This is a genomic window from Aquimarina algiphila, from assembly GCF_947494415.1.
Classification (GTDB): Bacteria; Bacteroidota; Bacteroidia; order Flavobacteriales; family Flavobacteriaceae; genus Aquimarina; species Aquimarina algiphila.
Genome location: NZ_CANLVC010000002.1, coordinates 165219 through 191386, shown reverse-complemented (window position 1 = coordinate 191386; position 26168 = coordinate 165219). Strand labels below are relative to the sequence as shown.

The window sequence follows — 26168 nt, the reverse complement described above, 5'->3', positions numbered from 1 at the left end:
GTAAAAGATTAGTTTAACAAATATAACCTGTCAAAAATTAAGGTGAGGGGAAGCCTGTTTGGAGGTTGTGTAATAAAAGTGAATGAAGCATAAGGGATATTATTTGCTTATTTTTTTTATTGGGATAAAGGTACATGGTCAAATATCTAATAGTACAGATAAGAGACCGTTCTTTGTGGTGCCAGAAATTTTAATAGGAAAAACAGGAGAAGCTAATACTGGTTTTCCAGAAACCAAATTACAAAAATCGTTTTTTGTGAGTTTTGGAAGACGTAGTAGAATGATTGATCAACAATGGGCAATCTTATTAGGTTATCCAAAAACAGGAGTTTCACTTGGTGTAACCGATTTTGGGAATACTGAAAAATTAGGAATGGCGTATACAGTAATGCCATTTATTGAAGTTGGAATATTTCGAAAATATTCTAGTAGATGGAATTTAAATATAGGTATGGGGAGTTCCTATATAGATAAGCAATTTCATCCAGATACCAATCCTTTTAATCAAGCCGTTACCACAAAAATTAATTGGGCTTTTCGATCATTTGTTTATTATGATATATTTAAAAAAGAGGCACTAAATTGGCGCTTGGGCTTTGGGTATACTCATTATTCTAATGGCCATACAAGATTGCCAAATCAAGGACTTAATTCATTTCTAGTTAGTTTATCTTCTAATATAGGAAAAGAAGACAAAACTTCTGATAAAGATCGAATCATTCAAAAAGAGAAAAGAATTCGTTCTTCAGAAACTTATTTTTCTGGAAGGATAGGGATTGGTCAAAATGTACTTTCTCGTATTTATAATGACAAAAAAGAAGTATATTCAATAGCCTTGTCTGCTGGTAAAATTATAAACAGAACTTTTAAGTTTGGCGCTGGGTTTTATTATCGATTTTATGAACAATATTATGATCATATAAATGAAAATGGACCGCTAATAAGCGAGCAAGTACCTAATTTTAGAGATAACCCTTACCGATATGCAACAAATTTAGGTTTTTTTGCAAGTACAGAGTTTTTAATGGGGCATGTGGGAGTAGAAATAGACCTTGGTATAAATATTTATAAACCTTTTTATAAAATTGACTGGCAACTTAGTCAAGGATATTTCTTTAAAGGAGAATATACCAGACTTGGAGAGTTAGACTCATATTACCAAATAAAACGAACTATATCGTCGAAGCTAGAGATAAAATACTATTTGTTTAATACTAACAAGTCTCCTAAGAATAATATCTATATCGGGGCTAGTATTAATGCTAACCTAGGACAAGCTGATTTTTCTGATCTTAGTTTAGGGTATGTATATCGATTTAATTTTAAAGAAAGAAAACACACACGTTCTAATTAAGCTGCTTACTTTTCTTTACTCAATTCTAATAAATAATGTGCAGCAGCAAAAGGAGTAATTTTGTTTTGTTGGACCCCTTGGATTTGTGAATTTAATTCATCTTTGATTTTTGGGTTATTATAAAATGAACTTTTTAGTTGTTCTTCTATAGTTTGCAGAAGCCAAAATTTATTTTGCTGAATTCTATTTTCTTCAAAAAAGCCATTTTTAGAAGTGACCTCTTGGTATTTCAGAATCAATTCCCAAATATCTTCAATGCCAGAACCTTCTAAAGCACTACACGTTAATACTTCTGGAGACCATGTACTTTGTGCAAGTGGGTATAAATGTAATGCTTTTCTAAATTGATTTTTGGCTTTTCTAGCTCTTAATAGGTTGTCTCCATCTGCTTTATTAATGACCAGAGCATCTGCCATCTCGATGATACCTCTTTTAATACCTTGTAATTCATCTCCTGCTCCTGCTAATTTTAGCAATAAAAAGAAATCCACCATACTATGTACTGCTGTTTCACTTTGTCCTACGCCTACAGTTTCAATAATAATAACATCATATCCAGCGGCTTCACAAAGAATAATAGATTCTCTGGTTTTTTGAGCAACTCCGCCAAGGGATTTTCCTGATGGAGAAGGACGAATAAAGGCTTCTGAAGAACGTACAAGTGATTCCATTCTGGTTTTATCTCCAAGAATACTTCCATGAGATATGGTACTACTAGGATCTACAGCCAAAACTGCTACTTTCTTTCCCTTTTGAATTAATAGATTACCCAAGGCTTCTATAAAAGTACTTTTTCCCACCCCAGGAACTCCCGTAATTCCTATTCGTATAGAATTGTTTGCATAAGGAAGACACATTTCAACAAGTTGTTGAGCCTTTTTAGAATGCTTTTGCTTCGTACTTTCAATTAGAGTAATACCTTTGCTTAAAGCCGCGGTGTCTTTATTAATAATTTCGTCAAATATAACTTTTACAGAAACCTCTTTTTGTTGTAGTCTTTTAAATCTATCAATGGCATATCCTGTAGTACTAGAAGGTACTTTGGGAGATTGACTTTTATGTTTGGTTTGATCTTTAGACACAAGATAGCTTTATAGCAAAGTTATAAATTCCTTATTTGGAAACCTGAAAATTAATAGGATTGTGTTATCATATTAAATAATTAACCTTTTACACTTTAATGGGAACCGCTACTGCAGTTCTATCCCATGCCAGGTAGAGTATGGTAAATTCATTTGCATTTTCAAAATAAATAGAAAACTGTTCTATGATATTTAACAAAGGTTGTGTAGGAACTTCTACAATAAGTGCATCAAACGCTGGATCTCTTTTTGAAGTACCATCCATGTTTACCCCCCATCCATACTCCTGACTGTTAAAAATTACTTTCCAGGATTTTTGATTTGGAATAGTCCATAAAGTATAAGTTCCAGCTTTAAGGGTGGTGCCGTCTACAAAAATGTCTTTATCTGTAGTAAAGGTCGTTGCTTCATTGGCCCCTGTTCTCCATACTTGGTTATAAGGAACCAATTTTCCAAATATTTCTCTATCTTTTTTATATGGGCGATTATAAAATACTGTAAAAGTTGCATCTTTTGCTGTATGGGTAACGATTTCTTCTGGACTATGTTTTTTAGTATTTTGCTTCATAAAATACATTCCTGCAAATCCAATGATTACAAGTCCAAGTAAAATAAAAACTATTCTTTTTAAAAGTTTTGGCATAATAATGTTATTTAATTTTTAAATATAGCCCTTTTACAGTTTAGAACTATGTTTATAAATTCATAAAAAAAGATCAACTTAAAATGATCTGGTTAATCTGGTAATGTTCATTGCATTTACAGCGCAAGTATTTCTGACAGTGGTTAGAACATTAAGCATGTTTTTATTTGGATGTTTGCGCTCAATAAAAGCATCAATATGATGTATTAGTGTTTGAGTGCAGTTAAGGTTTTTTTCTAAAAGATTAAATAGATCTTCAACATCATCATCATTATGTTCTACATTCTTTTTTAAATTATACATGATTTTGTGTGGTTAATAATTAATAAAAGTATGTATGATAGTCAGTTATAGCCTAAAAACTTACTTATATAATAGTTAATTTTTTATTAATTATTTGATATTCAGCGCTTTGTTGTGAATATATGTTTTTTATGTATAATTTTGCAACACAGTATATGTATATATCGTCTCTATATATGAATACGATTTAAAACTGTTTTTTTAAATAATAATCACTAACCTAAAGTAAATTAAGTTTGTTACAAAGCGAGCTAATAGAACAATGTAGAACTAACGATCGTAGAGCGCAAATGAAACTCTATAATAAATACTGTGATGGTATGTATTATGTAGCATTGCGATTTCTTAAAGATCCGTTTGAGGCAGAGGAAGCTATGCAAGAATCTTTTATTAAGGCATTTACTAGACTTCATCAATTTACTGGTGATGTAACCTTTGGAGCTTGGCTTAAGCGTATTGTTATTAATAAAAGCATTGATATGCTTAAAGCTAAGAAAATGAATATGGTTGCAATTAATGAGCAGGTTATGACTACAGTAGAAGAACAGAATGATTGGTCAGTATCCGATTCTGTAACTGTAGATGAAGTAAAAAAAGCGATTGAGAAATTACCAGAAAAGTATAGATATGCGGTGATGCTGTTTTTGATAGAAGGATATGATCATAATGAAATAAGTGAAGTATTAGACATTACCCCTGTTTCATCAAGAACATTAGTACATAGAGGAAAAAAACAGCTACAGGAACAATTAAAACATTTGAAAGATGGCACAAGATATTAGAGAGCTATTAAAACAAGATAGACAGATTCCTTCAGAAAAAATAAAACAAGGACATGAATTCAGGTTTATGTCTAGATTAGAAAAAGAACTTCCCCAGAAAAAAACACGAAGTTTAAATTATAAATGGCTTAAGATAGCGGCCAGCATAGTTGTGATTCTTTCTATTTCGGTATTAACTTTTAATCAGCTAGGGGGAGAAAGCCCAGAAGGAATAGAAGTAGTTGATGTAAATGATTCTAATGTTGTAAATGCTACAGTGAATTTGAATAAACAATCTTCTACACTTGCAGAAATATCTCCAGAATATCAAGAAGTAGAAAATAGCATATTGACGAGTATAAAATTTCAATTATCACAGATCACGATTGATGATACAAATAGAGAGTTAGTAGAAAGTTTTATGGCTCGATTGGATAATCTTGATAAAGAATATCAAAAACTAAATAGAGAATTAATAGAGGTGGGGCCAAATGTACAAAGCGTAGAGGCTATGATGGAAAACCTAACTATAAGATTATCATTATTAAATAGACTAAAAGACAAACTAAAAGAATTAGAGAGCATTGAAAATGAAAATTACAATGAGATACAAGCTTAATTGTGTTACTGTACTTGGGGTATTGTGCTGTGTAGGATTATTAGCTCAGGATAAACAAGATAAGTTAAATAAAAAATTTACCGTAGATGATGATGTAGTTGTAAATTTAAATACAAGTCATACTAATATTGTTTTTGAAACCTGGAATAAAAATACAATAGCAGTAGAAGCGTATTTAGAAGGTAGCGGATCTAACGAAAATAGTCAACGTATACTTGATAGTTGGCAAATAAATGTAAGAGGAAATAATCGTGAAGTAACTATTAGTTCTGCCGCTGGTAATTTATGGAGTGGAAATGTTACAGCTTCTAGTATTCGAATGAGTAAAAACTTGCAGGAATTAAGAATGTTAGGCCCGGTAATTACTGATATGTTGAGCCCTATTATGGAGAACATTGAAAAAAATCCTATGCCAAGTGCTCTTTCTGATCATCAAGCTAATGTTAACTACAGTAATGGTAAGGTTAATAAGAATGATGAAAAATATATTCAACAATGGGAGAGCCAAATACGAGAAAAGCTTAGCGATGATGTAAGTAAGGAAAACCAAAAATGGGCTCAGTTTGATAATACATCAAAAGGAGTGACTGGTCAAAAAGAAATTCGTGTAGAAACTTGGGGAGAACAATACGGTAGACAGATGGATGCTTGGTCTACTCAATTTTCAAAAGATGTTGAAAATCAACAAAAAGGAACTGCTAATATTACAGTATATCAATATAGTGCCAGAAAAATAAATACAAAGAACACCAGTAAAATTATAAAAATACGTATGCCCAAAGGAGCTAAGTTAAGACTTAATATCCGTCATGGGGACGTACAATTAGCAGAAAAATCTAATGATATTAGAGCATCTCTATCGCATACAAAGCTTTCTGCTAATGTAATTGATGGTAAACAGACGTTTATTAAAGCTTCTTACTCCCCGGTATTTGTAAGAGAATGGAATAACGGTCGACTTGTGGTAAATTATGTGAAGAATTGTAGAATTCAAAATGCTAAGAATTTATTGGTCAATGCAGATTCTAGTAACATTTATATTCAGGAGCTTAGCGAAAATGGTGCCATCTCAGGAAGTTTTGGTGTGATTACCATTGCTAAGTTAGGAGAATCTTTCTCTACTTTGGATTTGGCAGTTCAAAACAGTGATTTTAAGTTAAACTTACCAGATACAGCATTTAACTTATCATATACTGGAGCACAAAGTATAATTTCTTTACCCAAAACGTTAGAAATAAATACTAGAAAGAATTTTGGAAACGTTTTTATTAATGGGTTTAAAAAAACACGTAGTACAGACAAAATGATCACTATTAATGCAAAATATAGTGAAGTTGTATTAAATAATAAATAGTTTTTCGTAGTAAGTAATGTAGTGTTAATTATAAGAAAGCTCTATCGGTTTTTTAAACTGATAGGGCTTTTTTAGTCATTATATGTAGTAAATGTTTCCCTGCAATTAAAAAGATATGATAACCTTTTACAAGCGGTAAAACAAAAAATATTTACTACAGTTGATAGATTAATGGTATTGTATTTACACTTAGATAATATTAAATCTAAAGTATCAAATTGCATTTTTTGTACTTAATTATACAGAATAAAACGTAAGAATGATAGGTAGATGTTTCTTTTAATCTAGTGAATAATGCTTTTTATCTGGTTTTTTTAGTATTCGATAAGTGTAATCTATTAAAAATCAATGAATTAACATTAAATAAAGGAAAATTTAACATTTTTTGTGTCTTTTGTCGAAAAACAAAAACGTTTGATCTAAAAGTCTGATTTTTAATTTGTTTAACAATAATTATGTAATATCATTGTATGGTAAAACCGTAATAAATTAATATTAAACCTTATTACGAATAAAGAATACAAAGATGAAATTGATAGCATATATTTTTAGTTTATTTTTATTCTTAAACAGTTATGCAAATGACATGGATCAATCTTTAGAAGTAGAGATGGATGGTCTAGTAGTGATGGTTGTAGATTTTCAAGAGGGAGATAAAATTAAGTTATTTGAAGTAGAGACTGGAGACCATGTTTTATCAAAAACACATGGAGAGATAGATCTTAGTCAATTACCAATGGGATCTTATTTGTTAGAAAATAATGAAGGTAGATCAGTAGTTATCGAGCGTTTAGAAGAAGAAATTAGTATTGAAGGAGTTATTGAGCATAGTGAAACTGATTTTGTATTAGAAAATGATAGTGAAAGAACTTTTGTTCCTGCAGATATTAATGTAGAACAAGAATTTATCCATTACTATGAAAACGCAGAAACAAATCTTCTTGCTGTAGAAAGAGAAGGAGATATAGTTAAAGTGATAGATTTTGAAGACGGAGATAAAATTAAGTTATTTGAAGTGAAAAATACAGTTCATGTTTTATCTAAAACAACAAATTATGTTGATTTAAGTCAATTGCCTGCAGGTGTGTATGTTTTAGAAAATGATAGAGGAGATTCTGTAGTATTAGAGAAGTTTGTGGACGAAGATCAAGTGGCAGATATGTAATAATAAATTGATAGATATAAAAAAAGCCTTTCATAATTTGAAAGGTTTTTTTGTGTATTAATATATTTTGATCAATTAGGCATTCTTATTTTTAGAACAGTGTTATATAGCATCGGTTTACGTTTTATTTAAAATAAATGGTGAACGATAAAATAATGTATATGAATAAGGATAGAGGGTCTATGAAAGAAAGAAGTTATTGATGCTTTACATTAGGTTTGTTATGTCTTTATTTTGCGTAAGATATACAAAGACAAAGATGTATAAAGATATATGAAGAATAAAAAATAGGTAAAAAAACTATGCCTGTACATCATTGTACAGGCATAGTTTTTTTACAAAAACAAAGGCTTGTTTATTTGTCTAAGTTTTTAGTCATGTTAAAGCCAGTAAATAATCCTACTCCAGCCATTAAAAAGATTGTTCCTGGATATGCTATATCTTCATCAACACCGATAGATAAATGTAAAATTCCAGCTATAAAAATCCCAATCCCAATTCCCATTAATAATAAGGATAGGTTTAAGATAAAAACTTTCCATATAGGGGTAACTCTTTTCTCTTTGCTACTATAAAAGATAGAAGCATCTGCCCCTTTTTCTATAAGTGCCATGCGTTCTTTATTTCTAGCTGCAATAAATAAATAGAATATTCCAAAAATAGATCCAAATATGGATAATGGTATTAGTGCTTCGATAAAACTCATAATTTTTGATTTAAATGATTATACTGTTCGTTTTCTAATTAAGACGAAGTATGATTCAAAGCGGTTACAAAAAAAAGATAAAAAATATATTTTGTACTTTTTATTAAAATTTATGTAACCTATACTTATACGCTATCGTCTTATGAAGAAATGAACCATCAATCAGATCAATATTATATCAATCAAGTTCTCGAAGGGCAGGTGAATGCTTTTTCTGTTTTGATAGAGCGTTATCAGAACTTAGTGTACACTGTAGTATATCGTATGATCAAAAATAAAGAAGAAGCAGAAGAAGTGGCGCAGGATTCTTTTATAAAAGCATTTAAATCTCTAGATAATTATAGAGGAGATGCGAAATTTTCTACTTGGTTGTATACTATAGCATACAGAAAGAGTTTGGATGCTTTGAAGAAGAGTAAGCGTATGATAACCTCAGAACTTATCGAAGAAATTAATGAGGGTGAAATAGAATTGGTAAATGATGCATTAAATTATTTACAAGCCAAAGAACGAAAAAAGATAATTTCAGATAGTATAATGAAGCTTGCTAAAGATGAAGCTGCTATCATAACATGGTATTACTTTGACGAAAAAAGTGTAAAAGAGATTGTTGAAATGACGGATCTAACGGCAGATAATGTGAAAATAAAACTCTATCGTGGTAGAAAAAAACTATATTCGATATTGAAATATCACATTTCTCCAGAAATTAGTAGTAAAAATGGAAGAGCAATATAAAAATGATATCCAACATTTGGTTAAAGAGGCAGGATTAGAATCTCCTTCTGCAAATTTTATGAATAATATAATGAAGGAAATAGAAGTTTCTTCTCAAAAATCATTGAATTACACTCCCTTAATATCAAAAAAAACATGGTTGATAGTTGCTTTGGTGATTGTGTCAATACTAGGGATTTTATTGCTTTTGTCTGATAATGAAGTATCTATTTTGCATACCATTGACTTTTCTTTTTTAAAGGTTATAGATCTGGATAATCCATTTTCAGACTTTACACTTCATAAGACAACCCTCTATGGTATATTATTTCTCGCACTTTTATTTTTTGTACAAATACCAATACTAAAGAGAAGAATAGATAGTAGTTTTTAGAGGTGATTAGTATATCTCCCCGGAAATATTTTTTAAACTGCAACACATTTTCTATTTTACAGATCTATTAATTAGGGATCATATCATCTAAATGGAAAGAAGAATTTGTGTTATAGGAGCAGGTCCTAGCGGAATAACAGCGCTAAAAAATATAAAAGATAAGGAGCTTAATGTCATCTGTTTCGACAGAAATAATGAAGTAGGAGGTAATTGGATCTATTCAGAAGAAGAAAGCCATTCTAGTGTTTTTGAAACTACCCATATTATAAGTTCTAAAACATTATCACAATATGAAGATTTTACTTTTGACGATTTTGATGAAACAGTAGCCGATTATCCTTCTCATGACGAGTTAAGACGTTATTTTCAAGCCTATGCCAGACATTTTGAGCTATACCCTTATATTCAATTTGAGACTTCGGTAAAACATTGTAAACGTATACATAAAAATGAATGGCATATTACTATAACACATCAGGGAAAACAGTATATAGAGATTTTTACAGATTTAGTGATTTGCAATGGTCATCATTCTGTACCTAGAGTACCAGAATATCCAGGTATGTTTACAGGTCAGTTTATACATTCTCATCATTATAAAAAAGCTTCGCCTTTTGCAGATAAAAGAGTTTTGGTAATCGGTGGTGGTAACTCTGCTTGTGATGTGGCAGTAGAAACTAGTAGGGTAAGTAAAAAAACAAGTATTAGCTGGAGGAGAGGCTATCGTATTATCCCTAAATTTTTCTTTGGACTACCCTCTGATATTGTAGGAGCTCGTTCATCATGGATGCCTGTAAAAATTAGAAGCTGGCTTAATGACAAATTGTTAAACTTGATGTTAGGTAAAAATAAGCTATATGGATTACCAGAAGTGAAAACAAAATTTGGAGAAACACACCCAACTATAAATGATGAATTATTATATAAAATTCGTCATGGTAAAGTACATCCTAAGAAAGATATTGAACGACTAAATGAGAAAATGGTTTATTTTAAAGATGGTACGAGTGAAGAGTTTGATGTAATCATAGCTTGCACAGGATATATTTTGAAACATACATTTTTTGATAGATCGTTTATTGATTATAGTAGCGGACCAGTGCCTTTGTATTTAAAAATGTTTCATCAAGAATATCATGATCTGTTTTTTATTGGGATGTTTCAACCTTTAGGGTGTATTTGGCCGGGAGCAGAATTACAGAGTAAGATTTTAGCAAATTATTTAGTGGGAGAATGGGAAATGCCTTCTACTATTGAAAAACTGTGCCAACGTGAAGTGACTCATCCACATTATAAGCAAATTAATACGCCTAGACATACTATAACAGTGGATTATCATTTGTTTAAGAAAACACTGCTAAAACAATTACCCAAAAAATGGAAGTCGAAAATACCAAAAACTATTTCACAAAGTACTTAGATAATGAATGATAATTTTAAAAAAAAGATAAAAAATATCTCACATGATTTTATTTCTGTGGTAGATTCAGAATTCGTTAAAGAAGATTATGTTGCGATTGATCTTTCTGCCACCAATCCAGACTTAGATACTATAGATGTATCCTCTTCAAGAGCATTTGAGGTGTATATAAAGGAATATATAGCTCAAAACAAAGCAAAAGTAGCTTATGGTGGTTATAATGAAGTAAGGGGGATTTATAGCAGGAGTTCTCATTTTAATCAGCATAATCCAGAAACAGAACGTAATATTCATTTGGGGATAGATATTTGGTGTGATGCAGAAACCAAAATACTCGCCCCTCTTGATGGTAAAATTCATAGCTTCAAAAACAATAATAATTTTGGAGATTACGGGCCAACCATTATTCTAGAACATGCATTAGATGATGTTGTGTTTTATAGCTTGTATGGGCATTTAAGTTTAGGGTCACTTTCAGGAATTACTGTTGGAGATCCTGTAAAAGCGGGACAAACTATAGCTGCTTTGGGAACTGCATCAGTAAATGGAGATTATGCTCCTCATTTGCATTTTCAGGTTATTAAAGATATGCAAGGAAATATTGGAGATTACCCTGGAGTTTCTAATAAAAAAGACCTGGAGTTTTATTTGCAAAATTGCCCAGACCCTAATCTTTTGTTGAAAATATAGTTGTTTAATACTATGTACCTCACTAAAAAAATATTCTATAAAGACAAAGGTGTTCATTTAATGAACACCTTTGTCTTTATAGAATTAGAGCTATATAAAATTAATCTAGTATAACACTATCTATCGGAATAGTTAGCGTTTTTCTTGGCCCTTGATTATTAGTAATATCAAGATCTAACTGTTGTAAGAAAAAATCTTGACTATTAAAAAGCCTAACTTCAACAATGCTAATAGTCACTTTACCATCTGCAGGCATCTGAAACTTTATTGCTTCAGCGTAAGCATCTACATATTTTGTTCCATCAGGATTTTCTGAAACATTTATCTGTACTATGTCTGTTGGATTAGATTGATTTAGTAATTCTGTGCCAGAACTATCTTTCACAGAATATTGTATAGTCATTTCTGTGAATTGAGCACTAGATTGTGGATCCACATCTAAATATGCAAATAATTGCATAACTACTTCAGAATTTGCAGGAGCAGTATATAAACCTGTATTTTGATTAAGTGATATAGGGTCTGGGATAACATTAAAATCTCTAGTTTCCGAGATTGAATTATCTTCTACCGAGGTAATAATAACACTTGTGTTCCCTGGGGTGATGGCCTTGGCAAACCCTCTTGATATTTCTAAAATACTTGGATTAGTTGACGTGAATATAAGTTCTTGATTTGTGGCATCTACTGGTAGTATTTTTGGATAAAGATTCTGTTGTTGCCCAACAAATAATGAGCGTGGATTATCATAGTAAAAAATAAAATCGGTAATTGGGATAGGGTCTTTTACCACACGTAACATTACAGAATCGGTCAAATCAGGATTGCTGGCAGATGTTGCTGTAATGGCTACGGTTCCTAATGCCACACCAGCTACATTACCATCATTGTCTACAGTCGCAATGCTCGGATCGCTCGATGTAAATACAAAATCTCTTATATCATCTGGTTTTACATTAAAGTCATTGATTTGAATTTTTTGTACGCCACCAATTAAAATAGAAGATCTTCTTGGTTGTGTGGAGATAAATCGATCACCATTTGGTATTCTTTCAGTTACTATTATTTCTATTGATTGGGTTATTTGGGGATTGTCTACCGAGGAGGCAGTAATTGTAATTACTCCTATTTTTGGCTTAGTGTGTACATAACCAGATTCATCTACTGTGGCGATTGATTCATCACTACTTGTCCAGTTAAGATCTACAGCATTTGCATCTATAGGAGAAAATATAGGGATTAATTGTAACCAATCGCTTGCTGGGTAGCTTATTGATGCCCCTCTAAAAAATGCGAAACCAGTTAAAGGGATTTCATCTGAGCTGGGTAATGTTGTGAATTCAAAATCTAAAGCAACTGATTTTTGATTCGTACTTATTGCTAACAATATTCCTTTGTACAATGTTTTGGGTTCTAAATTTTCAAAAATGTACGTGTTATTTGTAAGACTATTGGCAATTAAATCTCCTTCTAGATATATGTTATAAGTGATTTGAGATCCATCACTTATAGTAGCTGTATCCCAATTAAGCGTTGCACCATTATTGATGATACTATTTACTGTAATATTCGAAATTTCTGGTGTTGGAGCACTAGGATCTGCAAATTGTTTCGTTTTAACAATAAAAGAGATAGGATCTAATTCAATACTTTCTTTAGCATTTTTATGATTGGTCTTACTATTTAATAATGAAGTTTTACTATCTACAGTTTTTGGTACAATACGACCAGAATATTCTGTATTCGCTTCTAATTTAGTTAAAGTGTAATCTGTATCTTCGTTACTGTCCTTAATTTTGGTATCCCCCAAATAAATGTCATATACTACCTCTTCGTTATTTGGTCCGGAAACCGCTGACCATTTTAGATTAACCAAATTAAATGAAATATCATTATCCTCGAATTGAATGTCTGAGTTTTCAGAATTTTCATTGTCGGGGTTTATAGGATCAGCTTCATCTTCACTACAACCTATCCCTAATAGAACTATCGATAAGAAAAGTATCGATTTTGTTATATATTTTTTCATAGCAAATGAATAGTGATTTACATTAGTATTGTGACTCTGCATATTTGATTGTTTCTTAGACATCATAATATTAGAATGTTTGTTTAGAATTTTAATTATTTTTTGTTTTCCCCAAAACCATCTTCTTTAGTAGAAGGTGTATTATACACGTTTAATTTTAAAAGGCAACGCTTCCTTTATTTTTTACAAAAAAAGTAAATGTAGAGAAAGATGGTACGTATTAACAAAGTAAGATTAGTGATATTTATAAATTTGGACTAGTTTATGAGGTGTTTGCTGAAGAGTAAGTTGTTGTTTTTGATTGGTTTATGGGTTTTTGGATATAGAAATACACATCAATCAATATAGTTTAAGTAAAAAACAAAAAACCTGAAGAATTAACTTCAGGTTTTTAAATAATGTATAGAGTTTATACAGTTTTATTCGTTAACCAAAACCCATTCTCCTTTTTCGATTAATGGGATAGCTTGTTTGTATTTTACGGTTTTGTTCTCTCCACTCATTACATGTTTGATAGTAACTCTGTCGTTACGTCCGATTTTTGGTTGTTCACGTACAATAGTCTCAGTAACTTGTGGTTGGCCTTGAGTTTGCCCTGCAGCTCTATTTTGAGCGGCACGCTCATCCATATTAGGTATTTCTTCTTTAGAAGTTTCCAGGTTTTCTCTTTTTCGTACTTGACGAGCTTCAGAAATGTCTTGTGAGTCGCCAGTTGGTAATTCACCCTTAAATAAAAATGAAATAACATCTTTATTAACTTCTTCAATCATTACTTTAAACAATTCAAAAGCTTCAAATTTGTAAATTAGTAATGGATCTTTCTGTTCATGAACTGCTAATTGTACACTCTGTTTTAATTCATCCATTTTACGAAGATGAGTTTTCCAGGCATCATCAATAATAGCAAGTGTAATATTTTTTTCGAAATCAGTAATTAATTGTTTTCCTTCAGTTTCACATGCTTTCTTTAAGTTTGTGATTACTTCAAGACTTTTTGCTCCATCTGTAAAAGGAACTCTGATTGGAATTTTATCAACATCTGGATTGCTTTTCGATAAGTTTTCATATACTTGTTTAAGCACAGGGTAAGCTGTATCAGCGTTACGTTTCATTTTATCCTGATAATGCTGATATGCTACTTTATATACTTCTCCGGCGATCTTCTGCGCATCCATTTTTTCAAATTCTTGTTCAGAAATCGGACTACTCATAGAAAAGTATCGAATCAATTCAAATTCAAAATTTTTAAAATCTTGTGCTCCTTTGTTTCCTTCTGTGATTACTTCTACAGTATCATAGATCATATTGGCGATATCCACACGAAGACGTTCCCCAAAAAGTGCATGATAACGACGTTTGTACACCACTTCACGTTGAGCATTCATCACATCGTCATATTCTAGAAGTCGTTTACGTACTCCAAAATTATTCTCTTCAACTTTTTTCTGGGCTCTTTCAATAGATTTAGAGATCATAGAGTGTTGAATTACTTCTCCCTCTTTTAATCCCATTCTATCCATCATTTTTGCAATTCGTTCAGAACCAAATAAACGCATTAAGTTATCTTCTAAGGACACATAGAACTGTGAACTTCCTGGATCTCCTTGACGACCAGCACGACCACGTAATTGTCTATCTACACGACGAGAATCATGACGTTCTGTTCCTACAATTGCAAGACCTCCCGCAGCTTTGACTTCGTCTGATAATTTGATATCGGTACCACGTCCTGCCATATTGGTTGCAATAGTTACAACTCCAGGATTACCAGCTTCAGCTACAATATCAGCTTCTTTTTTATGAAGTTTTGCGTTTAAGACATTATGTGGGACTTTACGAATAGTAAGCATTCGACCTAATAATTCAGAAATCTCTACAGAAGTTGTACCAATTAATACAGGTCTTCCTGCTCGAGATAACTCTGTAACTTGTTCTATAACAGCATTATATTTTTCACGTTTGGTTTTGTATACCAAATCTTCCATGTCTTTTCTGGCAATAGGTCTGTTGGTTGGTATTTCTACAACATCTAATTTATAGATTTCCCAAAGTTCTCCAGCTTCAGTTACTGCAGTACCAGTCATCCCAGATAACTTACCGTACATTCTGAAGTAATTTTGAAGAGTTACCGTTGCAAAAGTTTGAGTTGCGTCTTCAATTTTTACGTTTTCTTTTGCTTCAATTGCCTGATGTAACCCATCACTATATCGACGTCCATCCATGATACGACCTGTCTGTTCGTCAACAATTTTTACCTTATTGTCCATAACCACATATTCAACATCTTTTTCAAATAAAGAATATGCTTTTAATAATTGGCGAAGGGTATGAATACGTTCACTCTTTACACTATAGTCTCTAAAAAGATCTTCTTTCTTTTCTGCTTCGTCTTCTTTGGATAATCCTTCACCTTCGATTTTGGCGATTTCCATTCCAATCTGTGGTAAAACAAAGAAATCAGGATTTTCTTTACCAGAAAGATAATCTACTCCTTTATCAGTAAGATCTATTTGGTTGTTTTTTTCTTCAATTACATAATATAAATCGGCATCAATCTTGTGCATTTCACGATTGTTGTCCTGCATATAGAAGTTTTCTGTTTTTTGAAGTAGTTGTTTAACTCCTTCTTCACTTAAAAACTTAATCAATGCTTTGTTTTTAGGAATTCCTCGATATACCTGTAGTAATTTAAACCCACCTTCTTTAGCGTCTCCTTCTTTTATTAGTTTTTTGGCTTCTGCAAGGACTGTAGTAAGGTACTTTTGTTGTACAGAAACAACATCTGCAATTTTTGGTTTTAACTCATCAAATTCATGAACATCTCCTTTTGGAATAGCTCCAGATATAATAAGAGGTGTACGTGCGTCATCAATTAATACAGAATCTACCTCATCAATAATAGCATAATTATGAGGGCGTTGTACTAAGTCCTCTGGTGCATGAGACATATTATCTCTTAAATAATCAAAACCAAATTCATTGTTGGTACCGTATGTGATATCAGCATTATAAGCAGCTCTACGCTCTGCAGAGTTAGGTCTATGATTATCAATACAATCTACCGTAAGTCCGTGAAATTGAAAAATAGGTGCCATCCACTCGCTATCACGACGGGCAAGATAATCATTTACAGTAACCAGGTGAACCCCATTACCAGATAGTGCATTAAGATATACAGGAAGCGTTGCTACCAGAGTTTTTCCTTCCCCTGTTTGCATTTCTGCTACTTTTCCTTCATGCAATGTGACTCCTCCTACAAGTTGTACATCGTAGTGTACCATATCCCATTTTACTTCTTTACCTGCAGCATCCCAGCTTGTAGACCAAATTGCTTTTTCGCCGTCAAGTGTGATATGGTCTCTGGTTCCAGAGAGTTCACGATCGTATGCAGATGCAGTAACTTCTATTGATGTATTCTCAGCAAAACGTTTTGCAGTTTCTTTTACAACGGCAAAAGCTTCGGGAAGGATATCGTTTAAAGCTTTTTCTGTAGCTTTGTATGCATCTTCTTTTAAGACATCAATTTCACCATAAATATCTTCTTTTCTATCAATATCTTCTGTGTCATCAGCTTCTTTGATAAGTACTTCAATCTTTTCATTGATTTTTTCACGAGCTTCATTAATGCTATTTTTGAATTCAATAGTTTTAGCACGTAATTCATCATGAGAAAGGCTAGATAATGCCTTTTCTGCTTGTTTTATAAGTTCAACCTTTGGTTGAATCTCTTTAATGTCTTTTTTGGATTTATCTCCAACAAATACTTTTAATACAGAATCTAAAATTCCCATAATATATGGTTGTGTTGTTTATTGAGATTTTAATTTCAAAATGAAACTAATTGGTTTAACCTACTAAATGAGGTAACGTCAAGTCTGATTCCAATCATTTTGGAATACATGCTTATCTCAAGACCTAAAAAGGTCTGATTATACAATACTTTTAAGCAGTAAATAACCACAAAAGCGGCGTAATTTACGCAAAAAAAAAGCCTCTTGCGAGACTTTTAATACTATTTCATTTATTTAATATTCATCCTCATTCCAAAGATAATCTTCATCGGTAGGATAATCAGGCCATATTTCCTCTATAGAGTCATATGAATCTCCTTCATCTTCAATTGCTTGCAGGTTTTCTACAACCTCTAAAGGTGCTCCAGTACGAATTGCGTAATCTATCAACTCGTCTTTTGTAGCTGGCCAAGGTGCATCACTTAAATATGATGCTAATTCTAAAGTCCAATACATATGCTTACTGGTTTAATTTTTTGCAAAAATAATTTTTTAGTTTAAAAAGTCAAGTAAAAAATTAATTATTTAAACAATAATTATAAGAACGTGATTTTTTAGGGTTTCCTATAAGAAACTTTTTAACAGTAGAATTTTAAGATTTTTTTGCGGGAATCCATTTTATTTCTTCTGCTCTTAAATCGTGGGACAACTTTCGTGCCAGTACAAAAAGGTAGTCAGATAGTCGGTTTAGGTATTGTAATGTAGCTTCTTCAAAAGGTGATATTTCATATAATGCTGTCGCTAAACGCTCAGCTCTTCTGCATACACAACGAGCAATGTGACAGAATGACACAGTTTGATGGCCTCCAGGTAATACAAAATGTGTCATTGGTGGCAAAGATTCATTCATACGATCAATTTCATTTTCCAGAAGTTCTATGTCTTCTATAGAAATAGTAGGTATATTAAGTCTTTTCTGACCACTTTTAAGAATAGCTTTTTCTGGATCAGTTGCTAAAACAGCTCCTACAGCAAAAAGTTTATCTTGTATTTTAATTAATACTTGTTTACTGAGTTCATCGATTTTTTGATCTCTGATAAGACCTATATGTGAATTTAGTTCATCAACAGTGCCATAACTATCTATACGAATATGATGTTTGGGAACTCTGGTTCCTCCAAATAGAGCAGTAGTTCCTTTATCACCTGTTTTTGTATATATCTTCATTTGAATTATATTTTAATACTATTTATTTTTCTTTTTCTTTAAATAATTCTTTCTAAAATTACGCTTATCACGATCATACAACTTGCTTTTGTTTCGTTTTGTATTCCATGAAATGATAATAAATAAGACAGCGATGATAATAACCACTAAGATGAGTTGTGTTTCTTCAGAAAGAGCATCTAACATTATTCCTACTTTTTAGGTAAAAGTAGCAAAAAACGTTTCAACCGCATAGTAAGAATACTATAGTATTTATAAAGCGATCTTCATTAAAAATGTTAAATTTGTTGTGCTATGGAATTTTCTTCAAAATTATTAGAAAACGCAGTTTATGAAATGTCACAATTACCTGGTATAGGAAAACGTACGGCATTGAGGTTGGTATTACATTTGCTGAGACAACCTGAAACTCAAACAGAACATTTGGTAAAAGCTCTGGGGGCATTACGTCAAGATATTAAATTTTGTAAAACATGTCATAGTATCAGTGATACAGACACTTGTGATATTTGTAGTAATCCCAATCGAATTCGTGAGATTATTTGTGTCGTAGAGGATATACGTGATGTTATGGCCATTGAGAGTACAGGTCAATATAGAGGATTGTATCATGTGTTAGGAGGAAAAATAAGCCCACTAGATGGTATTGGGCCGCTTGATCTTAATATCACTTCTCTAATCGAAAAAGTTAAATCAGGAATGGTAAGTGAATTAATATTTGCATTAAGTGCTACTATGGAAGGAGATACTACCAATTTTTATATGTATAAGCAATTAGAAGGAATAGATATAAAAACTTCTACTATTGCAAGAGGAATTGGAGTTAATGATGAATTAGAATATGCAGATGAGGTTACCTTAGGACGAAGTATTTTGAATCGAATTCCTTTTGAAAATGCATTAAAAAGTTCATAATTCTTTTTAATAAAAAACTAATACCCTGAAGTTATCTGTTGTCATTATTAACTATAACGTACGTTATTTCTTAGAACTTTGCTTGCAAAGCGTTAAAGAGGCGATACAGGCTATGGATGCTGAAATTATAGTTGTAGACAATAATTCGGTGGATGATAGTTGTGAGATGCTCAAAAATCGGTTTCCAGAGGTAATTCTTATTGAAAATACAGATAATGTAGGATTTGCTAAAGCTAATAATCAGGGTGTGGCAAAGGCAAAAGGAGAATATGTGTGCATCCTTAATCCTGACACGGTAGTAGGAGTAGATGTTTTTGATACATTGATAAGTGTTGCAGATCGTTTGCCAAATGTAGGCTTCTTAGGTCCTAGATTAATAGATGGTACAGGTAATTTTCTGCCGGAAAGTAAGCGCAATATCCCTTCACCATTAACTTCTTTTCGAAGACTTTTTAAAATTAGATTAGGAAACGTAAAAAGCTATTATGCAGATCATGTTTTAGAAGAGGAAATAGGAGATGTAGATATTCTTGTAGGAGCTTTTCTCTTGGTGAAAAAGAAAAATTATCTTACAATAAAAGGTTTTGATGAAGATTACTTTATGTATGGAGAAGATATTGATATCTCATATAAAATAAAAAAGAAGGGATTACAGAATTATTACGTAGGTGAAATCACAGCAATTCATTACAAAGGAGAAAGCACGGATCGTAATGCAGTATATATACGAAGATTTTATGGAGCAATGCGAATATTCTATAAAAAACACTTTAGGAGTAATTGGTTTTTGGATAAATTGGTTTCTATTGCAATACGTTTGGTTTCGGTTATACAATCATTCCGTAATTATGATAAAGAAAAAAGAATAATTGATCACTATTATTTGGTTTCTGATAATCATAATGTATGGGAAAGATTATGTGATAAAGTGAATCAAAGAATAGAAAAAGTGTCAATAGAATCCATAGTAAATTTGGGAGATAAAAATATCGAGATTATCTTTGATAACAATTTTATCTCTTTTACAGAGATTATTCGAGCAATACAAAACCTTAAAACAAGTAATTGTACATTTAAAATTAGACCTGCAAATTGTGATTATATTATAGGAAGTAATTTCAGCGATGGAAAAGGAGAGGTTTTAGTATTTTAAATAAATTTTAATAGATAAAAAATAATTTTTAAGTCGAATTTTAAGTAAATTCGCAAAAAATATAACTTATAAACACTTTTAATTAAGGATATGGCAAAATTTGAGCTTAAACTTCCGAAGATGGGTGAAAGCGTTGCAGAAGCAACAATAACAACTTGGTTAAAAGAAGTTGGAGATACAATAGAATTGGATGATGCAGTTGTTGAGATTGCTACAGATAAAGTAGATAGTGAAGTGCCTAGTGAGGTAGAAGGTGTGCTTGTTGAAAAGCTTTTTGAAGTAGATGATGTAGTACAGGTAGGTCAAGCTATAGCTATAATCGAGATAGAGGGTGAGGGTGCACCAGATTCAAGTCCAGAGGAAGTCAAAGTTGAAGTCGAACAAACTCCTAAAGAAGCTGTAGTCTTAGAAGCAGAAATGGCGGGGACTACAGAAACAATATCAACAGGTGTAACAGATTTTTCGACTAGTGATAAATTTTATTCACCCCTGGTAAAAAATATAGCTTCTACTGAAGGAGTTTCTTTACCAGAATTAGAATCAATTCCTGGAACAGGTAAGGATGGCCGAGTGACCAAAAACGATATTCTGCAATTTGTAGAAAATCGTAAAAATGGAAAAACAGAAATTAAAACTTCTGTTCAGTCTACAACGCCTGTGGTTAAAGAAGCTCAAAAACCTGCTAAACCTGTAGCTGTAAAAGCTGCACCAATAGTAGCATCTGGAGAGGATGAGATTATAGAAATGACCAGGATGGGTAAACTCATTGCGCATCATATGGTTGAGTCTGTTCAGACTTCGGCTCATGTTCAATCGTTTATTGAAGCCGATGTAACTAATATTTGGAATTGGAGAAAGAAAGTTAAAGCAGATTTTATAAAAAGAGAAGGAGAGAATCTTACATTTACTCCAATCTTTATGGAGGCTGTTGCTAAAGCTATCAAGGATTTTCCGATGATAAATATTTCAGTATCTGGTGATACAATTATTAAAAAGAAAAATATAAACTTAGGTATGGCAGCTGCCTTACCTGATGGTAATTTGATCGTTCCTGTTATAAAAAATGCAGATCAATTAAATCTCGTTGGAATGACCAAAGCGGTTAATGATCTAGCTGGTCGCGCACGTAATAATGCATTAAAACCAGATGATATCCAAGGAGGAACATATACTGTTACTAATGTAGGTACTTTTGGAAGTATTATGGGGACACCGATCATAAATCAACCACAGGTTGCTATTTTGGCGCTAGGGGCTATTAGAAAAGTTCCAGCTGTAATTGAGACTCCAGAGGGTGATTTTATAGGTATACGATATAAAATGTTCTTATCACACTCTTACGATCATAGAGTTGTAAACGGTGCATTAGGTGGACAATTTGTACAACGTGTGAAAGATTATTTAGAAGCTTTTGATGTTAATAGAGAATTTTAAAATTGTATCTATTTTTCTTTCATTGCTGAACAAGAAATATTAATAACAACAATATATCAAAAAAAACCACGACTATATAAGTTGTGGTTTTTTCTTTAGTAGAATTAAAGTGTGTTACTTTTTTCTAACCAGCAGTGTTTTATTATGTAGTAATAAAATCTAATGAATAGATATATTAAAGCTCTTTTTCTTAAATAAAACCATGATGTAAGAATCGGTAAACTTGAATTTATCAAATTTCTGATACCTGATCTAGGTGATTTGTTATATGATTTAAGTCGTATGTGATCATATTATTGTTTTTTAGGTTTTAGTTTTATGTATTAAAGAATAAATACATTAGAATGAAACAATTCATAAGCATACTTTTTTTGTTGATTCTTGTTACACAATCTATTGCACAACATCAGGAGCAACCTTTTAAGTCTAATCAAAAGCATAAAATAAAGCAATGGGAAATTTTAGATATTTTACTAACTGCAAATACTATAAAAAATCCATTTAAAGATTCTAGTACTGTTATATTTACCAATAGTTCGGGAAACAAATTGGTGTTACCATTGATATATAATGGAAATACTAATAACAAAAGTGAGTGGTTAATTAGATTTTCTAGTGCAATAATTGGTACTTGGACCTTCATAACCCAAAGTGAGCATTCTTCACTGGATAAGAAAGAAGGAACAGTAACCATTTTACCGAACAAAGATCATAAAGGAGGTGTTCGATTATCCAAGGAAGATACTCGTAATTTTTATTATGAATCGGGAGAAAAATATACTCCAATAGCATTTGAATGTGATTGGTTGTATGCTTTGGATTATCATAATGAGAAGAAGCTATTGAAGACAAACCATTTACTTAATTTAATTAAAAAGAACGGTTTCAATCAAATTGTAATGAATGTATTTTCATATGATGTTAGCTGGAAGAAAGATGAAAAATTAGCTGCACATCCTCAACACGAATTTGGCGGACCAGAAAACATATTTCCCTTTTTAGGAACTAATGATACTCCGGATTTTAGTAGTTTGAATGTAGATTTTTTTAAAAAATATGATAGAACCTTGTTGGCCATGCATGAGCGACAATTATTTGCGCATATCATGATTTATGTATGGAATAAATTAGTAAAATGGCCAGATATGCAATCTGATGCAGACAATTTGTATTATGATTATGTAATTAAGCGTTATCAGGCTTTTCCTAATGTGTTATGGGATGTGTCCAAAGAAGCTTTGTACTATGGTAGAGCGGACGAAGCATATATTTCTGAACGTATCCAACGAATTCGCAAGCAGGATTCTTATAAACGTTTAATAACAGTACATGATTATGGGTTTTGTAAAAAACATGGAGATGAGGTAGATTATATATCCTCACAAGACTGGAGCCACAATATATATAACAAAACATTGGAAGCATATACCACATTTAAGAATAAGCCAATTTTTAATATAGAACATGGTGGGTATGAGACGTCTGATTATACTGTTTTTACAGGAGATTATACAAATGCAGAAGTGTGTTTGCGTAGGAATTATATGTGCTTATTCGCAGGAGCTGGAACAACCTACTATTGGCAAGGAACTTCCTGGAATGTTGTTGTGTATAACCCTTTTCAACAACCTGAAGATTCATATAAACCAAAATTTGATTATTTTCAATATTTAAGTTCCTTTTGGAAGCAATTTGTAGATGAAGATTTGAAACCAGCTCCCTGGATGAATAGTAGTGGTTATGCCCTAGCAAATAAAAAAGGGCTTCAGTTGCATTATGTGCCTAAAGAGAACTTTCAAATTAAATTGGGGTGGGTTTTAAAACCTGAAAAAGATAAAACAAAAACATATTATTGGTTTAATACCTTAACAGGAGAAACAACAACGCCTAAACCTGCAAAAGGACAAGGTTACATTAACCCCTGGCGTTATGAGGCAGATGCTATTTTGGTTTCTAAAATTACAGAGAAATAGGTAAATGTATAATACATAAATGATACATATAGTAGTGTAGTGATCATTGTATTTTTTAGAAGTTGAGGTAGATCTTTTATTAAGTTGTGCGAAGGATAATAAGTAAGGCTATGACAATATTGTCATGGCCTTACTTATTTATAAATAGAGAAGTTTTTATTGATGTTAATTGCAAAATAAATACCAATTCAAACTATTAAATTAGTTCAAACTAAAAATTTAGTTTATATTAGCTAAACAAAATTCTTATCTATATGAAACAACTTACTAAAGCAGAAGAAGATATTATGAAAATTCTTTGGGATATAAATGAAGGAGGAGTAGTATCTATTTTAGAACAATTACCAGAGCCTAAACCAGCTTATAATACAGTTTCTACTATTGTTAGAATCTTAGAAGATAAAGGGTTTGTAAACTACAGAAAAGAAGGGCGTATTCATATTTATTTCCCTCTTATAAAAAAAACAGATTACAGTAATCAAAGTATCAATAAGCTAATAGATGGATATTTTCAGGGCTCTTTTAAAAGTATGGTTTCCTTTTTTATAAAGAAAAATGATATAAGTATTGCAGAAATGGAAGCTGCAATGAAAGAAATTAATAAAGATGAAAAGAAAAAATGATACATTATATACTACAAATACTAGTTGTTCAATTACTTTTCTTATTAATATATGATCTGTTCCTTAAAAAAGAAACTTTTTTTAATTGGAACCGAGTTTATCTTTTGATGACATCACTACTAAGTTTTATTCTACCGCTTATTAAAATAGATGTAATCAAGGAGAATATACCAGAACAATATATGATTCAACTGCCTGCAGTATTAATTGGTAATGTCTCAGAAGAAATAGAAGGTTCAGAAGTTATAATAAAATCATCAGATTCTTTTTTTAATTTTCTTACTATAGCACGTTTTAGCGAATACCTATGGTATACAGGAATGGTAATTAGTCTATTTCTTTTTTGCTATAAACTCTACAGGATATTAAAATTAAAACAGACAGGAATTAAAACCAGAGTAGAAAATTTTAACTTGATTTCATTACCCAATACAAACACAGCTTTTTCATTTTTTAATACCATTTTTTTGGGAGAAAAACTATCTGAAGTCAAAAAGACAAATATTCTATTGCATGAGAAAATCCATATTAAAGAGCATCATACATTGGATTTACTCTTCTTTGAAATATTGAGGATCATTTGCTGGTTTAATCCGCTAGTATATGTATATCAAAACCGGATTGCAGTGCTTCAGGAATATATTGCTGATTCCAAAGCAATTTCTGAAACAGATAAAAAAGAGTATTATCAAGATCTGTTATCGCAGATCTTTCAGACCGATAAAATTTCATTCATCAATACATTTTTTAATCATTCATTAATCAAAAATCGAATAGTTATGTTACAAAAATCAAAATCAAGGAAAATTTTTCAATTAAAGTATTTATTACTAGTTCCTGTTATGTTGTTAATGTTATTATACACTTCGTGTGCTCAAGATACTAGTGCTCAGTCAAAAGTAATGTCTGAAAATGTTGATAGTCCTTTGATAGAAAAAATTCAGGCTGTAAGACACCAAATAGAAAAACAAGGAAATGTATCCCCAGAAGAAGAAAAAGCATTAAAAGTATTAGCTCTATTAGTCACTGATGATGGTTTTTCTAATCCTCATTATGAGGATGTATATGGTATGGCAGATATCCCTTTTGGAGTAATAGAAAAAGTGCCAGTTTTTCCGGGTTGCGAAAACCTTTCGCAGGAAGAGACAAAAAAATGCTTTAGCCAGAAAATCTCACAGTATATAGTAAAGCAATTTAATACAAAACTTGCAAAGGAAAATGGACTTACAGGATATCAGGAAATTGGTGCTCGGTTTTCTATTGGTAATGACGGAAAAGTAAAAGATATTAAGGTGAAAAATAAAAGTAAAATACTAAGAGAAGAAGCACTTAGAGTTCTAGAAGGATTACCAGTAATGATTCCTGGAGAGCAGGAAGGTAAAAAAGTAAGTGTTATGTATAAATTACCTATTAAATTGAAATTTAAATAAGGGTATCGTGAGTATTTACTAAAACTAAAGCCGAAATATTTTATTTCGACTTTAGTTTTTAGAGCTGAGTACTATCTTTCTTTTTTAAATTTTTAATACGTTCTGCTTCTATATTGTCGAGCTTCTCATTTACAATCAGGTTATAAGTATAATGTGATTCTACATCTGTTAATGGAATAAGAATCAACATTTGTACTTTTGTTTTTGCCGGGATACTTTTTATAATAGGGCGTTGTGCACTTCTACGATATCCAGTCGGGTTCACTTTTAAGAATATGCTTTTATTCTCATTAGTATCATTTTGTACATAGAGAATTGTTCTTTTTTTCTGGATGTCTTCAATTAATCGAACTGATTTTTCCTGGCCAAAACTTATAAAACTAAATAAGAATATAAAGAGAAATGCTATTCTATTGTTTTTTAAGGATGTCATTGTTTTTCTTT

Annotated in this window: 25 protein-coding genes; 15 read left to right on the top strand and 10 right to left on the bottom strand. The window is 31.6% G+C overall.

Annotated features, from left to right (window positions below):
- Positions 1-82: 82 nt before the first annotated feature.
- Complete coding sequence (locus tag PQF96_RS03370; RefSeq protein ID WP_271765086.1) at positions 83-1354, top strand: acyloxyacyl hydrolase; 1272 nt, start codon at positions 83-85, stop codon at positions 1352-1354.
- Between the two features lie 5 nt (positions 1355-1359).
- On the opposite strand, the gene meaB is transcribed toward PQF96_RS03370, so the two are convergent.
- The 3 genes from meaB to PQF96_RS03355 all read right to left on the bottom strand — a co-directional run bounded on the left by meaB (position 1360) and on the right by PQF96_RS03355 (position 3382).
- On the bottom strand, positions 1360-2436 hold the full coding sequence (gene meaB / locus PQF96_RS03365) for a methylmalonyl Co-A mutase-associated GTPase MeaB (RefSeq protein WP_143915465.1): 1077 nt from the start codon (positions 2434-2436) through the stop codon (positions 1360-1362).
- Positions 2437-2524: 88 nt separating this feature from the next.
- The gene (locus PQF96_RS03360) at positions 2525-3079 is read right to left on the bottom strand and encodes a DUF2911 domain-containing protein (protein ID WP_271765085.1); all 555 of its coding nucleotides are present in this window, start codon (positions 3077-3079) and stop codon (positions 2525-2527) included.
- A gap of 78 nt (positions 3080-3157) precedes the next feature.
- Positions 3158-3382, bottom strand: coding sequence for a hypothetical protein (locus tag PQF96_RS03355; RefSeq protein WP_271765084.1), 225 nt, complete (start codon positions 3380-3382; stop codon positions 3158-3160).
- 290 nt (positions 3383-3672) lie between these two features.
- On the opposite strand from PQF96_RS03355, the gene PQF96_RS03350 reads away from it, so the two are divergent.
- The 4 genes from PQF96_RS03350 (at position 3673) to PQF96_RS03335 (ending at position 7281) form a co-directional block, all read left to right on the top strand.
- Positions 3673-4164, top strand: a complete 492-nt coding sequence (locus tag PQF96_RS03350) for an RNA polymerase sigma factor (RefSeq protein ID WP_109437258.1) — start codon at positions 3673-3675, stop codon at positions 4162-4164.
- Positions 4148-4762 carry a hypothetical protein gene (locus PQF96_RS03345; RefSeq protein ID WP_109437189.1) on the top strand — a complete coding sequence of 205 codons (615 nt, stop codon included), beginning with the start codon at positions 4148-4150 and terminating at the stop codon, positions 4760-4762. Before PQF96_RS03350 ends, PQF96_RS03345 begins: the two co-directional genes overlap by 17 nt.
- Positions 4746-6116 (top strand): hypothetical protein, encoded by a 1371-nt coding sequence (locus PQF96_RS03340; protein ID WP_271765083.1) that lies wholly within the window; start codon positions 4746-4748, stop codon positions 6114-6116. The genes PQF96_RS03345 and PQF96_RS03340 overlap by 17 nt, the downstream gene beginning before the upstream one ends.
- Positions 6117-6642: 526 nt before the next feature.
- Positions 6643-7281: a hypothetical protein gene (locus tag PQF96_RS03335; RefSeq protein ID WP_109437187.1), complete on the top strand. Its 639-nt coding sequence runs from the start codon at positions 6643-6645 to the stop codon at positions 7279-7281.
- Positions 7282-7636: 355 nt separating this feature from the next.
- Here the strand turns inward: PQF96_RS03335 and PQF96_RS03330 are convergent, their stop codons facing one another.
- On the bottom strand, positions 7637-7987 hold the full coding sequence (locus PQF96_RS03330; RefSeq protein WP_109437186.1) for a DUF6249 domain-containing protein: 351 nt from the start codon (positions 7985-7987) through the stop codon (positions 7637-7639).
- Between the two features lie 150 nt (positions 7988-8137).
- Here PQF96_RS03330 and PQF96_RS03325 point away from each other — a divergent pair, with 150 nt between their 5' ends.
- The 4 genes from PQF96_RS03325 to PQF96_RS03310 all read left to right on the top strand — a co-directional run bounded on the left by PQF96_RS03325 (position 8138) and on the right by PQF96_RS03310 (position 11208).
- Positions 8138-8725, top strand: a complete 588-nt coding sequence (locus PQF96_RS03325; protein WP_109437185.1) for an RNA polymerase sigma factor — start codon at positions 8138-8140, stop codon at positions 8723-8725.
- On the top strand, positions 8709-9098 hold the full coding sequence (locus tag PQF96_RS03320) for a hypothetical protein (RefSeq protein ID WP_109437184.1): 390 nt from the start codon (positions 8709-8711) through the stop codon (positions 9096-9098). Before PQF96_RS03325 ends, PQF96_RS03320 begins: the two co-directional genes overlap by 17 nt.
- A 91-nt stretch (positions 9099-9189) precedes the next feature.
- Entirely contained in the window at positions 9190-10518 is a 1329-nt protein-coding gene (locus PQF96_RS03315; RefSeq protein ID WP_271765082.1) for a flavin-containing monooxygenase, read from the top strand.
- Positions 10519-10521: 3 nt separating this feature from the next.
- Positions 10522-11208, top strand: coding sequence for a peptidoglycan DD-metalloendopeptidase family protein (locus tag PQF96_RS03310; protein WP_271765080.1), 687 nt, complete (start codon positions 10522-10524; stop codon positions 11206-11208).
- Positions 11209-11308: 100 nt separating this feature from the next.
- On the opposite strand, the gene PQF96_RS03305 is transcribed toward PQF96_RS03310, so the two are convergent.
- The 5 genes from PQF96_RS03305 to PQF96_RS03285 form a co-directional block, all read right to left on the bottom strand.
- Complete coding sequence (locus PQF96_RS03305) at positions 11309-13237, bottom strand: Ig-like domain-containing protein (protein ID WP_271765079.1); 1929 nt, start codon at positions 13235-13237, stop codon at positions 11309-11311.
- Positions 13238-13656: 419 nt separating this feature from the next.
- Complete coding sequence (secA, locus tag PQF96_RS03300; RefSeq protein ID WP_271765078.1) at positions 13657-17028, bottom strand: preprotein translocase subunit SecA; 3372 nt, start codon at positions 17026-17028, stop codon at positions 13657-13659.
- A gap of 234 nt (positions 17029-17262) precedes the next feature.
- Entirely contained in the window at positions 17263-17484 is a 222-nt protein-coding gene (locus PQF96_RS03295; protein WP_008272287.1) for a DUF2795 domain-containing protein, read from the bottom strand.
- A 136-nt stretch (positions 17485-17620) separates the two neighbouring features.
- Positions 17621-18196, bottom strand: coding sequence for a cob(I)yrinic acid a,c-diamide adenosyltransferase (locus PQF96_RS03290; protein WP_109437179.1), 576 nt, complete (start codon positions 18194-18196; stop codon positions 17621-17623).
- An 18-nt stretch (positions 18197-18214) separates the two neighbouring features.
- The gene (locus tag PQF96_RS03285) at positions 18215-18382 is read right to left on the bottom strand and encodes a hypothetical protein (protein ID WP_167571735.1); all 168 of its coding nucleotides are present in this window, start codon (positions 18380-18382) and stop codon (positions 18215-18217) included.
- A 108-nt stretch (positions 18383-18490) separates the two neighbouring features.
- On the opposite strand from PQF96_RS03285, the gene recR reads away from it, so the two are divergent.
- From recR to PQF96_RS03255, 6 genes are all read left to right on the top strand, one after another.
- Positions 18491-19111 carry a recombination mediator RecR gene (recR, locus tag PQF96_RS03280; protein ID WP_109437178.1) on the top strand — a complete coding sequence of 207 codons (621 nt, stop codon included), beginning with the start codon at positions 18491-18493 and terminating at the stop codon, positions 19109-19111.
- A gap of 25 nt (positions 19112-19136) precedes the next feature.
- The gene (locus PQF96_RS03275) at positions 19137-20264 is read left to right on the top strand and encodes a glycosyltransferase family 2 protein (protein WP_271765400.1); all 1128 of its coding nucleotides are present in this window, start codon (positions 19137-19139) and stop codon (positions 20262-20264) included.
- Positions 20265-20354: 90 nt separating this feature from the next.
- The gene (locus PQF96_RS03270; RefSeq protein ID WP_271765077.1) at positions 20355-21698 is read left to right on the top strand and encodes a dihydrolipoamide acetyltransferase family protein; all 1344 of its coding nucleotides are present in this window, start codon (positions 20355-20357) and stop codon (positions 21696-21698) included.
- A gap of 344 nt (positions 21699-22042) precedes the next feature.
- Entirely contained in the window at positions 22043-23671 is a 1629-nt protein-coding gene (locus tag PQF96_RS03265) for a DUF5060 domain-containing protein (RefSeq protein WP_271765076.1), read from the top strand.
- 254 nt (positions 23672-23925) lie between these two features.
- Positions 23926-24294, top strand: a complete 369-nt coding sequence (locus PQF96_RS03260) for a BlaI/MecI/CopY family transcriptional regulator (protein WP_109437174.1) — start codon at positions 23926-23928, stop codon at positions 24292-24294.
- Between the two features lie 107 nt (positions 24295-24401).
- Entirely contained in the window at positions 24402-25724 is a 1323-nt protein-coding gene (locus PQF96_RS03255) for a M56 family metallopeptidase (protein ID WP_271765075.1), read from the top strand.
- A gap of 58 nt (positions 25725-25782) precedes the next feature.
- On the opposite strand, the gene PQF96_RS03250 is transcribed toward PQF96_RS03255, so the two are convergent.
- Positions 25783-26157 carry a hypothetical protein gene (locus tag PQF96_RS03250; protein WP_271765074.1) on the bottom strand — a complete coding sequence of 125 codons (375 nt, stop codon included), beginning with the start codon at positions 26155-26157 and terminating at the stop codon, positions 25783-25785.
- Positions 26158-26168 lie beyond the last annotated feature (11 nt).